Annotated in this window: 10 protein-coding genes; 3 read left to right on the forward strand and 7 right to left on the reverse strand. The window is 67.7% G+C overall.

The window, feature by feature from the left end:
* Nucleotides 1-181 precede the first annotated feature (181 nt).
* From ABGA94_RS06125 to ABGA94_RS06140, 4 genes are all read right to left on the reverse strand, one after another.
* A complete protein-coding gene (locus tag ABGA94_RS06125; protein ID WP_005416365.1) occupies nt 182-874 on the reverse strand; it encodes a COG3650 family protein in 693 nt (230 codons plus the stop codon).
* An 83-nt stretch (nt 875-957) separates the two neighbouring features.
* The gene (locus ABGA94_RS06130) at nt 958-1,350 is read right to left on the reverse strand and encodes a nuclear transport factor 2 family protein (protein ID WP_005416364.1); all 393 of its coding nucleotides are present in this window, start codon (nt 1,348-1,350) and stop codon (nt 958-960) included.
* Nucleotides 1,331-4,480: a multidrug efflux RND transporter permease subunit gene (locus tag ABGA94_RS06135; protein WP_262221567.1), complete on the reverse strand. Its 3,150-nt coding sequence runs from the start codon at nt 4,478-4,480 to the stop codon at nt 1,331-1,333. The genes ABGA94_RS06130 and ABGA94_RS06135 overlap by 20 nt, the downstream gene beginning before the upstream one ends.
* Nucleotides 4,481-4,516: 36 nt before the next feature.
* A complete protein-coding gene (locus tag ABGA94_RS06140) occupies nt 4,517-5,665 on the reverse strand; it encodes an efflux RND transporter periplasmic adaptor subunit (RefSeq protein ID WP_375366678.1) in 1,149 nt (382 codons plus the stop codon).
* 129 nt (nt 5,666-5,794) lie between these two features.
* Here ABGA94_RS06140 and ABGA94_RS06145 point away from each other — a divergent pair, with 129 nt between their 5' ends.
* Entirely contained in the window at nt 5,795-6,511 is a 717-nt protein-coding gene (locus ABGA94_RS06145) for a response regulator (protein WP_005416361.1), read from the forward strand.
* Nucleotides 6,511-7,587: an ATP-binding protein gene (locus ABGA94_RS06150; protein ID WP_005416360.1), complete on the forward strand. Its 1,077-nt coding sequence runs from the start codon at nt 6,511-6,513 to the stop codon at nt 7,585-7,587. Before ABGA94_RS06145 ends, ABGA94_RS06150 begins: the two co-directional genes overlap by 1 nt.
* On the opposite strand, the gene ABGA94_RS06155 is transcribed toward ABGA94_RS06150, so the two are convergent.
* From ABGA94_RS06155 to ABGA94_RS06165, 3 genes are all read right to left on the reverse strand, one after another.
* Complete coding sequence (locus ABGA94_RS06155; RefSeq protein WP_375366680.1) at nt 7,565-9,361, reverse strand: DUF4105 domain-containing protein; 1,797 nt, start codon at nt 9,359-9,361, stop codon at nt 7,565-7,567. The genes ABGA94_RS06150 and ABGA94_RS06155 overlap by 23 nt on opposite strands.
* 40 nt (nt 9,362-9,401) lie before the next feature.
* A complete protein-coding gene (locus tag ABGA94_RS06160; protein WP_005416358.1) occupies nt 9,402-9,701 on the reverse strand; it encodes a DUF2388 domain-containing protein in 300 nt (99 codons plus the stop codon).
* A gap of 62 nt (nt 9,702-9,763) precedes the next feature.
* Nucleotides 9,764-11,152 (reverse strand): FAD-binding oxidoreductase, encoded by a 1,389-nt coding sequence (locus tag ABGA94_RS06165; RefSeq protein WP_375366681.1) that lies wholly within the window; start codon nt 11,150-11,152, stop codon nt 9,764-9,766.
* Nucleotides 11,153-11,321: 169 nt separating this feature from the next.
* Between ABGA94_RS06165 and serA the strand changes: the two genes are divergently transcribed.
* Nucleotides 11,322-12,563, forward strand: a complete 1,242-nt coding sequence (gene serA / locus ABGA94_RS06170) for a phosphoglycerate dehydrogenase (protein WP_005416356.1) — start codon at nt 11,322-11,324, stop codon at nt 12,561-12,563.
* Nucleotides 12,564-12,619 lie beyond the last annotated feature (56 nt).

The raw sequence follows: 12,619 nt of genomic DNA on the forward strand, positions 1-12,619 counted from the left end.
GTGTTGGTTACCGAACTTTACTCACGCGCGGGGCCGTGGACATTGACGTGGTCGACCGCAACCGCTTTGCAGAAGCCGCCTCAGGGCGGCCTTCCTACATCCTGTAGAGCCGAGCCCGTGCTCGGCTGCGGTGGGTTGGACAGGTACTGCAGCCGAGCGTGGGCTCGGCTCTACAGGTAACTTACGGCTGCTTCGCGCCGAAATTGCCGCAGCCGTGGTACTGGCGGGTACCGACGGTCAGCATCACCTTCGCCTCGAACGCCTCCCCGCTCATATCGTCCTGGCAGGTAGTGCGCTGGAAACTCAGCTTGACGTCGGTACCATCGGACGCCTTGCCGCTCCAGCCGTCGGCTCCTTTGGTTGGCTTGGCCACGTCAAAGCGGCGCTCGCCATAGTCAACTTCCACCTGCAGGCCCGGCATATCGCCATCGACGACTGCAAGCCATCCGGGTTCATTGCCGGTGGCACGGAACGCGGCATTGCCGGCGCTGCCATCGCCTTCGCCAGCTTCCACCGCATGGCACTCGCGATCCGGCTCGCCCTTCAGGCTCAGCAGGCCATCATCGCTGCCCTTGGTCCAGAAGCTGTTGCCAAGGCCATCGCTGTACTTGGCGCCGGATGCCGCGCGCTCGGAGGTCATGGCGAAGCTACGCTCGCCGATCACCACCGTGGCAGCATCCTCGCCATTGAAGGTCGCGCGCACGCTCAGATCACCACACTGGTAGGCGGTCTCGCTGCCACCTTCCGTGTTGGCGCTCGGCTTCGGCGTGGCAGGCGAGGGGTCATTGCTGCCCGCCGCGGGTGCCTGGGCCGGCTGGCACGCGGCCAGGACCAACCCCAGGGAGGCTGCCAACAGACTGGGAACTACACGCATGGCTCGACTCCTTGTCGACACTACAGGAATGCTCGACCCTACCACCTCGCGGTGAGCGGGGCCTGAAAACAGCCTGACCGCACTCATGCGGCCAGCACCGCCATCGACAGCAGCTGCGCGCCACTGCCGCCGGAACTGCAGGTCCAGACCCGCAACAGGCGCAGCTTCAGTTCACGCTCCCGGCCCTGCCGCCACACCGACATCCGCACGTCGCTGGACAGCAACGCCAGACGGCCACACAGCAGCGTTTCCACCGCGTGCAGCTGCAGGCTTCGTACCTGCAGGTCACCGGCCAACCAATCACGCAGCCACGGCAGATCGAGCATGCGGCCACCGTGGCCGTCCATCAGGAACAGGGCCGGCGATACCAGCGCGTTCAACGCATCGTGATTGTTATCCAGCAGCGCTGCGCACAGGCGCTGCTCCAGCGCCATCAACTGCTGCTCATGCAGATCTTCAACGATGTTCCGTTCCATCCACGGTTCCTCCCGGCATCGGCCGGCGCCTGCGCAGGCGCTGCGCGATCCACTGCCGCGCGCCCTGCACCACTACATAGAAGACCGGCACGAAGAACACCGCCAGCACGGTCGCACTGACCATGCCGCCGAACACGCCGGTTCCAATTGCCTGCTGGGTTTCCTTCGACGCGCCCTGCGCCAGCATCAGTGGCACCACGCCCAGCGCGAACGCCAGCGAGGTCATCACGATCGGACGCAGGCGCAGCCGCGCCGCCTCCAGCGCTGCTTCAACCAGGCCGCGCCCCTGCTGCTGCAGCTGCCGCGCGAATTCGACGATGAGGATCGCGTTCTTCGCCGACAGCCCGATCACGGTGATCATGCCGACCTTGAAGAACACGTCGTTGGGCATGCCGCGCAACAGCACCGCGGCGACCGCGCCAAGCAGGCCCAGGGGCACCACCAGCAGCACCGCCAACGGAATCGACCAGCTCTCGTACAGCGCGGCAAGCACCAGGAAGACCACCAGCATCGACAACAGCAGCAGCCACGGCGCCTGCGCCCCCGACTCACGCTCCTGCAGCGACTGGCTGGTCCATTGCAGGGCGAAGCCGGACGGCAGCTTTTCGGCCAACCGCTCCATCTCCGCCATGGCCTGGCCGGTCGACACGCCAGAGGCCGGGGCGCCGGACAGGTTCAGCGCCGGGAAACCAAGATAGCGTTGCAGCTGCAACGGCGCCTCGGTCCAGTGCGGGGTGACCAGCTCGGACAACGCCACCATGCCGCCCTCGCTGTTGCGCACGTACAGCTTCAGCACGTCTTCCAGCTCCATCCGGTGCGGCGCATCGGCCTGCAGGATCACCTGCTGCAGCCGTCCCTTGTTCGGGAAGTCGTTGACGTACTGCGAGCCCATGGCCGCCGACAGCGTGCTGCTGATGTGCTCGAAGCCCACGCCCATCGCCTCGGCCTTGGCGCGGTCGATCTCCAGCCGCACGCTGGTGCCGGCTGGCAGGCCATCGGCATGCACCTCCGACAGCAGCGGGCTGGCTTCGGCCAGCTTCAGCAGCTGCTGCAGGGCTGCGCGCAGTTCGGCCTGGCCCTGCCCGGTACGCGCCTGCAGGGCCAGCGAGAAGCCGGAGGAACGACCCAGGCTGTCGATGGCCGGCGGCATCACGCTCATCACCTCACCCTCGGCAACCGTGGCCATCGCCTGCTGTGCGGCCTCCACCTCACCGGCCGCGGTTGCGCCTGCGCGCTCACCCCAGTCCTTCAGCATGGTGTAGGTCAGCGCCGCACTCGGGCCGGAACCGGAAAAGCTGTAGCCGAGGATCGACTGGTTGGAGCCGATGCCCGGACGCGAGGCCACGTGCCGTTCGTAGGCTTCGACAACGGCCAGCGTACGCTCGGCCGTCGCCTCGGCCGGCAGCTGGATCGAGGTCATGAAATAGCCCTGGTCTTCTTCCGGCAGGAATGCACCCGGCAGCCAGTGCAGGCCCAGCAGCAACGCCGCCACCAGCGCGGCGAACACGCCCATCACCCGCCCGCTCCGCTGCAGCACCGACGCCACACCACGCTGGTAACGCCCGGTCATCCGCTCGAAGCCCCGGTTGAAAGCGCCGAACAGCCCGCCGCGACCGTGATGGCCGTGGTTGGCCTGGCGCAGCAGGGTCGCGCACAGCGCCGGCGTCAGGCTCAGGGCCAGCAGCGCCGAGAACAGGATCGACACCGCCATCGCCACGGTGAACTGGCGGTAGATCGCGCCCACCGAACCGCTGGCCAGCGCCATCGGGATGAACACCGCAGTCAGCACCAGGGTAATGCCGATCACTGCGCCGGTCAGTTCACGCATCGCCTTGATGGTGGCCTCGCGCGGCGGCAGGCCCTCCTCGGCCATGATCCGTTCCACGCCCTCGACCACCACGATCGCGTCGTCGACGATGATGCCGATGGCCAGCACCATGCCGAACATGGTCAGTACGTTGATCGAGAAGCCCAGCGCCAGCATCACCGCGAACGTACCCAGCAGCGCGATCGGTGCGACCAACGCCGGGATCAGCGTGTAACGCCAGTTCTGCAGGAACAGGTACATCACCGCGAACACCAGCAGCATCGCCTCCAGCAGGGTCTGCACCACCTTCTGGATCGAGATCTTCACGAACGGCGCGGTGTCGAACGGGATGCTCGCTTCCACCCCGCGCGGCAGCAGGGGCGCCAGCTCAGCCATGCGCTCACGCACCGCCGCAGCGGTACGCACCGCGTTCGCGCCCGGGCGCAGCTGCACGCCGGCGGCGGTGGCTGGATGGCCGTCCTCGCGGGTGCCCCAGGCATAGCTCTGCGCGCCAAGCTCGACGCGGGCGACATCACCCAGCACCACCCGTGAACCGTCGGCGCCGGCACGCAGTACGATCGCCGCGAACTGTTCGGGCGTGGACAACTGGCCGTCGGCACTGAGCGGCACGGTGATGCGCTGGCCTGGAACACCCGGCGAGTCACCAATGCGTCCTGGCGAAATCTCCAGATTCTGCTGCTCGATCGCGGTTGCCACATCGCCCATGGTCAGGCCGTAGCCGGTCAACCGGGTCGGGTCCAGCCACACGCGCATCGCCTGCTCGGCACCGAACAACTGCACGCGGCCGACGCCATCGATACGGCGCAGCTCTTCGATGATGTTGCGCGCCATGAAATCGCCCAGCGCGGCCTCGCTGACGCTGGCATCGGGCGAACGCAGGCCGACCAGCATCAGGAAGCCGGAATCAGCGGCCTCCACGAACAGGCCGTTCTGGCGCACGCTGCGCGGCAGCCGTGGTTCGATCGCCTTGATCCGGTTCTGCACGTCCACCTGCGCCAGCTCCGGATTGGTGCCGGGCTTGAAGGTGGCAGTGATCGACGCTTCGCCGGACGTGTCCACCGACGACTCGAAGTACAGCAGGTGCTTGACGCTGGAAAGCTCGCGCTCGATCAGGCCAACCACGGCATCATTCAGCGTCTGCGGGCTGGCACCCGGGTAGCTGGCATAGATGCTGACGCTGGGCGGGGCGACTGCTGGATAGCGCTCCACCGCCAGCCGCGGGATCGCCAGCACGCCGGCCAGGATGATGAAGATCGCCAGCACCCAGGCGAACACCGGGCGATCGATGAAGAAACGTGCCATGTTGGATTTTCCTGGAGGGACCGGCCCGGAACAGGCTCAGCCCTTGCTGCCGGCCTGTACTGCACCGGTGCTGGCAACCGGCATCTGCCAGTCGCGCGCATCGACCACCACGCCTTCCTGCAGGCGCTCCTGACCCTCGACCACCACTTTCTCGCCGGCCTTCAGGCCCGTGCGCACCAGCCACTGGCGATCGACACTGCCGTCCACTTCCAGCGTGCGGATCACCGCCTTGCCGTCGCCGCCGATCACCCAGGCATAGGCCTGGCCACCGGCGCTGCGCAGCACCGCCTGCTGTGGCACGGTCAATGCACTGGCGGGCGCGCCACGTGGCACCCTCGCGCGCACGTACATGCCGGGCAGCAGCTGCCGCTGAGGGTTGTCGACCAGGATGCGCAGGATGACATCACCGGTTCGCGCATCGACATTGATGCCGGAGAACAGCAGCTGGCCGCGTTCGGGCAGTGGCTTGCCGCTGGCACCGATGATCGTCACCGGCAGCTCGCCGCCACCGGCGGCACTGCGCTGCAGCGACTCCAGCTGCGCCGCCGGTTGGCGCACATCGACGTAGACCTGGTCGATCTGCTGCACCACCGCCATCGGCTCGGCATCAGCCACGCCGACCAGCGCACCTTCGGTCACCAGCGCCTGGTCGATACGGCCGGCAATGGGTGCACTGACCGTCGCGTAACGCAGATCGAGCTGGCGACGGGACAGGATCGCGCGCGCTTCGTTCACTGCGGCACGGGCCTGCTCGTATTCGGCGCTGGCATCGTCGCGATGCTGTTGGCTGACCGCCTGTGCGGCGGCCAGCGCATGCAGGCGCTGCGATTGCACGCGGCTGCGGCCCAGCGCGGCCTCACTGCGCTGCAGGGCAGCCAGTGCCGAATCGACGTCGGCCCGGAACGCGGCCGGGTCGATCTGGAACAGGGCCTGGCCGGCGCTCACTTCGGCCCCCTGGTCGAACAGCCGGCGCTGCACGATGCCGCCCACCTGCGCACGGATCTGCGCGGTGCGCACGGCGGCCACGCGGCCGGGCAGTTCGTCGTCACGCTGCACCACCTGTGGGCCGACGGTGATCACGCTGACACGCGGTGCGGCTTCGGGAGTGGCTTCGGGGGTGGAGCAGGCCGTCATGGCCAGGGCGAGGGCCGCGATCAACGCGACCGGAGTCCTGAAGGTTCTCATTGCTGTGCACAATGCCGCGCAGGCGGCGGATAGGTTCTGAAGCGCGCAGTGTGCGTGGCAATGATGGGGTTTCGATGGAGGAACTGTGGAGATACGATGGAGGCAAGCACCTTACGGCCCCGCCCCTGCATGCATGCCTCCCCCGCCCTCGCCGCTCTCGTCCTGATCGTCGAGGATGAGGCCGAGATCGCCGATATTCTCAGCGCCTACCTGGAACGCGAAGGACTGCGTACGCTGCGCGCGGCCGATGGCCACAGCGCACTGGACCTGCATCGCAGCGCCCGCCCCGACCTGGTCCTGCTCGATGTACAGCTGCCACGCCTGGATGGCTGGAGCGTGCTGACCCAGTTGCGCCAGCGTGGTGAGACGCCGGTGATCATGCTGACCGCGCTGGACCAGGACCTCGACAAGCTGACCGCGCTGCGCATGGGTGCCGACGACTACGTGGTCAAGCCGTTCAACCCGGCCGAGGTAGCGGCGCGCGTGCGCGCGGTGCTGCGGCGTACGCTGCGCGCCTCGCGCGTGGACGCGCCCACTGCGCTGCGCGTCGGCCCGCTGCTGATCGACTCGGCCACCCACGCCGTGCACGTGGAGGGCGAAGGCTACAGTCACGAAGTGCTGCTCACGCTCACCGAGTTCAAGCTGCTGCACTGCATGGCGCTGGCACCGACCCGCATCTTCAGCCGCAGCGAGCTGATGCACGAATGCCTGCCGGAAAGCGAAGCGCTGGAGCGCACTGTCGACAGCCATGTCAGCAAGCTGCGCCGCAAGCTGGACGAAGTGGGCATGGTCAATGTTCCGGCCAGTGTGCGCGGCGTCGGCTACCGGTTGATGGCTGACCGCTGATGGCCCGACTGCGCCGTTCCGGGCTCAGCCGCCACATCATCGTCTCGATGTCGCTGATGGTGATCGGCGTCATCGTGATGATGATCTTGTCGTCGTGGCTGCTGTACGCGGTGCTGGTCGAGTTCTTCCCCGGCAGTACCGAAGAGCCGGAAAGCTGGTTGCCGACCGGGCCGGAGCTTGCATGGATGGTGGGCGTGATCCTGACCGGCCTGGCGCTGGCCATCGCCGCCTCGTTCCGCCTCGCCCACCGCATCCTGTCGCCGTTGAATTCGCTGGTGGACAGCGTGCGTGCCCTCGCCAGCGGTGACCTCGGGGCCCGCGCCAGCGTCGAGGAGAATTCGCCGGGCGAAGTGGCGACCCTGGTTGAAGACTTCAATGCGATGGCGCGCCGCCTGCAGCACATGGAGAGCGAGCGCGCGATGTGGCATGCGGCCATCGCACATGAGCTGCGTACTCCGGTGACGATCCTGCGCGGCCGCCTGCAGGGACTGGCCGAGGGCGTGTTCCATCCGGACGAGTCGCAGTTCCGCAGCCTGCTCGCCCAGGTCGAAGGGCTGTCCCGCCTGATTGAAGATCTGCGCGTACTGAGCCTGTCCGACAACGCACGGCTGGACGTGCGTCGCGCACGCACCGACGTGGTGGCCGAGGTGCATTCGGTGATGACGCTGGTCGACCCGCAGTTCCGCGCTGCGGGCTTCGTGCTGGAGCTGGAAACCAGCCGCGAGGAACACAACGCGCACTGTGATCCCACGCGCCTGCGCCAGGCGCTGCTGGCGCTGCTGGAAAACGCCCGTCGCTATGCCAGCCCAGGCAAGGTGCGGATCGCTGTCCATGACACGCCGGGCCATGTGCAGGTGGCCATCGAGGATGAAGGCCCGGGCATTGATCCGGGACTGCATGCCGATATCTTCACTCCGTTCATGCGCGCCGACGGCTCACGTTCGCGCCAGGGCGGTGGCAGCGGGCTCGGCCTGGCGGTGGTCAAGGCCATCGCCGATGCACATGGCGGCCATGCCTACTGCACGCCCGGCAGCTGCGGCGGCAGCCGTTTCGTCATCGAACTGCCGCGCCAGTAGCCGGACCAGCGGCCTGCGTGCGCAGGTGTGCCCCCAGCGCGGCCAGATTGGCGTCGATCGCATCCATTTCCTCACGCTGCCGCGCCGGCAACTGCTGGCGAAGCTGCACACGCAATGCCTGCCATGCCGGTACCGCCTGCGCACTGGCAGTGGTCACGGCCGCAGACAGCAGTACCTGCTCGTCGCCCAGAGGCAACCCATAGCCGCCGTCCTGCAGCAGCGTCCCTGGGCGCAACCACTGCCCACTCTGCGCCAGCAGGCTGCGCAGGCTGCGGGTTTCCGCGCTGTCCGCAGCAGCCAGCAGCTGCCGCTTGAGCACATCGCGTGCCCGCAGCTCGGCACGCCGCAGTGCGGCCTGTTCCAGCAACAGCAGGCCGGCACTGGCGCGCAGGTCGCCCTTCAGCAGCCACGGTGCCCGTTGTTCCGCCGGCAGCTTCAACCAGCCGCGCACATCGCGGGCGGGCAGGCTCAGCTGGGTCGCCGCCACTGTGAACAACTGCTGGTAGTGGTCGCGCGCGGAAGCGAAGTAATAGCCCTGTGCCTGCGCGGCGTTGCGGTCCGTGAGTACCCGCTCGTCGAGCATGCCCAGCCGCGCCAGCCGGCGCTTGAGACCGCGCGGACTCAGCTGGGCCAGCCCTGCCTCGCCCAGCCGCGGCACTCCGGCCTGCAGCAGCTTGGCGGTCTCCACCGCACAGTTGTTGCTGACGAAGTAATAGCGCCCGTCATAGCTCCAGTGCACCTGGGCGGTGCGCTCGAGCAGGCTGGCGATCTCATCGCGCTGCAGCCGCAATGGCAGCGACTGCAGGCCGCGCAGTTCGACCTTGGTGTACTCGTCCACCACCTGCTGCAGCGGCAGCACGAACAGCCGCGACGGGTAGCCGCCGGTCAAGCCGCGCCAGTTGGATATCTGCACGTCGCCCACGAACGCGCGGAAGGACAGCACGCGGTGGTGTTCAAGATCCAGCCTGCAGTCCGGCCCCGGTGCGCGCCCGGGCCTGCAGATCACCAATCGCAGCATGCTGTGGCCCCAGCGGCTCATCGGCTGCGCGCTGCCTTCGGCGAACAGGTAATCCACGGCGTAGACACGCGCGGGGTCGAGCTGCAGCAGCGATGCCGCCCCCTCTTCCGATTCGGCCTGCAGCAATGGCAACGCGGTCGCGCAGTGCGACTGCGGCAGCGATGGCGGAGTTCCGAAATGGGCCTGGTACCACCGCGCCAGTGCCGGGCGCCGGCAGGCGAACTCGCTGTCGAGCACGAAATGCTCGGCGTTCACTGCCAGGTACTCGGCCGGGTCCTTCAGTTCATACGCATCGGGGCTGCGGTCACGGAAGTCGTTGTCGCCACGGCCGAGATGCCAGGGCTTGCGCTGCCAACCCGCGAGGTCACGCCATCGCATGCTCTGCGACCAGTTCGCACCGCCACGGTCGGCGACGTGCGTCAGTTCGTGTACCAGCGCGCTGCGGCGTGCGCGCCGGGCGCCCGGCGCACTGTCGCCCAGCAGACTCCGGCGCAGCGCGATACGGCCAGCGAAGGTGCGGCCATGCACATCGGCCGGCAGGTCATCCGTCCAGCGCACCCGCACCTGCACCGGCAACGCAGCCAGCAGGCCGCCCGGCAATAGTGACTGCACGTCGGCCAGGGTCTGGCTGGCGAGCCGCTGCTGTGCCGGATCGAGACCGGACGGATCAAGCTGCAGGCGATCAGCTGCAGGCGCGACGTGGGCGGTCAGCAGTAGAGCCACGCCAAGCGTGGCGGCGTTCCGTGCAGATGTCATGCAGTTGCCGGCCAGCGGCCGGCACTACCCGAAGGCCGGATCAACGGGCCAGCAGCGCGCGGGCCAGTTCCAGGTCGCTCTGCAGCTGTGCGGTGGCGCTCTGCTCACGCAGGTGGACCAGCGCGGCCTGCAGGCGGGCGCCACGGATCTGGCCGTCGCTGGCAACGAACGCAGCGGCATCGTCGCGCGCGGCCAGCACCACCTTGTCATCACCCGAGCTGCTGCCCGAGGAGCCGGAGGAAGCGCCGGTGGCCGAACCGGCCGAGGTGCCGGCGAAGCTGGAAGCGAAGCCGGCCAGCGGCAGGGACAGCAGGGCGAGCAGCAGAAGCTTACGGGTCATCGGTTCGAAGCCGGTTGTGAGGATGCGTGGAGCGTAACGGGTGCGTGAAGGATTTGCCTGGCTCAGGCGTCGAACAGCTTGCCGGGATTCAGCCGCGCTTGGGGATCGAACGCGCGTTTGACCGCCTTCATCAGCGCGATTTCGGCCGGGCCGCGGGTGCTGTCCAGGTAGCCCTTCTTGACCAGGCCGATGCCATGCTCGGCCGAGATGCTGCCATCGAAACGCGCCAGCACCTGCGCCAGCAGCTTGGTGACGTGCTCGCACTGCGCCACGAAATCGGCGTCACTGGTGTCGTCGGGCTTGAGCACGTTGATGTGCAGGTTGCCGTCGCCGATGTGGCCGAACCAGACCACGTCGAAGTGCGGGTAGGCTTGCCCGATCAGTGCCTGGGTCTCTGCCAGGAACGCCGGCATCGCCGAGATCCGTACCGAGACGTCGTTCTTGTAGGGTTTGTAGCGCGCCAGCGATTCGGTGATGCCTTCGCGCAGGCGCCACAGCTGGGCGGCCTGGGCGTCGCTGGCACTGATCACCCCGTCGCTGACCCAGCCGTTGCCCATGCAGTCCTCGAAGGCCGCCATCGCCGCCGCTTCCTGCGCTTCGTCGTTGGCGGCGAACTCGGTGACCACGTAGTACGGGTGCACCTCGTCGAACGGCGCCTGCGCATCGTGCGCCAGCACATGCTCCAGCGCGCGGTCGGTGAAGAACTCGAAGGCCTGCAGCTGCAGGCGCGCGCGGAACGCGGCGAACACCTGCATCAGCACTTCGAAGCTGGGTACTGCCAGCAGCATCACGTTGCTGGCCGGCGGCGGGTCGGTCAGCTTCACGGTGGCTTCGACGATCACGCCCAGCGTGCCCTCCGAACCGATCAACAGCTGGCGGAAGTCATAGCCGCTGGAGTTCTTGATCAGGCCCTTGTTGAGCTCGAGCAGTTCGCCACTGGCGGTGACCACCTTCAGCCCGGCGATCCACTCGCGGGTGTTGCCGTAGCGGATCACTCGGATGCCGCCGGCATTGGTGGCAATGTTGCCGCCGATCGTGCACGAGCCGCGCGCGGCGAAATCCACCGGGTAGATCAGGCCGTGGTCCAGCGCGGCGTTGTGCAAGGCCTCCAGCGGCATGCCGGCCTGCACCACCAGTGTGCGATCGACCGCGTCGTAGTCCAGCGCCCTGTTCATCCTCTCCAGGCTGAGCACCAGCTCGCCGTTGGCCGCCACCGCGCCACCCGAGAGGCCGGTGCGGCCGCCCGACGGCACCACCGCCACGCCCTCGGCGGCACTCCAGCGCATCACCGCCTGTACCTCCTCGACCGTGGCCGGCAGTGCGATCGCCAGCGGCGCCGGCGTCCAGCGCCGGGTCCAGTCGCGCCCGTAATGCTCCAGGTCGGCCGGGTCGGTCTTCAGCTTCAGGCCGGGACAGGCCTGCTGCAGCGAGGCAATGCGGGAATCGGTCATGACGGTCCAGCGCGGGGCGTGAAGAACGGGCAAGCGTGCCAGCGGCACGCGCCAGCGTCCAGCCCTGCAGACAGGCAGATAGCTACGGATGCAACCAATTGCGCACTGCACCATGAGCGCCGTGATCTGGCATAGTGGTTGGCCCCTGTCCCACTGGCCGTGTTGCCCCATGTCGCCGAAGAAGACCTCGTTCCCGAAGCAGGATATCCGCGTGCTGTTGCTGGAGGGGGTCAGCCAGACCGCCGTGGAGGTGTTCAGCGCCGCCGGCTACAGCCAGATCGAGGCACACACCAAGGCGCTGCCCGAGGACGAATTGAAGGCGCGCATCGCCGAGGCACATATTGTCGGCATCCGTTCGCGCACCCAGCTCAGCGCCGAGGTGCTGGCCGAGGCGAAGCGCCTGATCGCGGTGGGCTGCTTCTGCATCGGCACCAACCAGGTCGACCTGGATGCGGCCGAACTGGCCGGCATCCCGGTGTTCAATGCGCCCTATTCCAATACCCGCAGCGTGGCCGAGCTGGTGATCGCCGAGGCGATCATGCTGACCCGCGGCATCCCGCAGAAGAACGCCGAATGCCATCGCGGCGGCTGGTCGAAGTCGGCCAGCGGCAGCCATGAAGTGCGTGGCAAGACGCTGGGCATCATCGGTTATGGCCACATCGGCACCCAGGTCGGCGTGCTGGCCGAATCGCTGGGCATGCAGGTGATCTTCCACGACGTGGAAACCAAGCTGGCGCTGGGCAATGCGCGTGCCGCGGCCAGCCTGGACGACCTGCTGGCGCGCGCCGACATCGTCACCCTGCACGTGCCGGAGACGCCGGCCACGCAGTGGATGATCGGCAGCACCGAGCTGGCGAAGATGCGCAAGGGCGCGCACCTGATCAACGCCGCGCGCGGCACCGTGGTCGACATCGATGCGCTGGATGCTGCGCTGGCCAGCGGCCACGTCGGCGGTGCCGCGCTGGACGTGTTCCCGGTCGAACCGAAGGGCAACGGCGATATCTTCGAGTCGCCGCTGACCCGCCACGACAACGTGATCCTGACCCCGCACGTGGGCGGCAGCACGCTGGAAGCGCAGGACAACATCGGCGTGGAAGTGGCAGCCAAGCTGGTGCGCTACAGCGACAACGGCAGCACCCTGTCGGCGGTCAACTTCCCGGAAGTGACCCTGCCCGAACACGAAGACAGCCTGCGCCTGCTGCACATCCACCAGAACGTGCCGGGCGTGCTGTCCAGGGTCAACGAGATCTTCTCGCGCCACAACGTCAACATCGACGGCCAGTTCCTGCGTACCGACCCGAAGGTGGGCTACGTGGTGATCGACATCACCGCCAGCGAGGCACAGGCCGCCGCCGTGCGCGACGAGCTGGCCGCGATTCCGGGCACGCTGCGGACGCGCATCCTGTACTAGGTAAAAAGGGGACGGAGGGGATTAAGTCGTTTATGCATTAACGACTTAATCCCCTC

The organism is Stenotrophomonas sp. 3diitr2024 (assembly GCF_042136455.1).
In the GTDB taxonomy this organism is placed as follows: Bacteria; Pseudomonadota; Gammaproteobacteria; order Xanthomonadales; family Xanthomonadaceae; genus Stenotrophomonas; species Stenotrophomonas sepilia.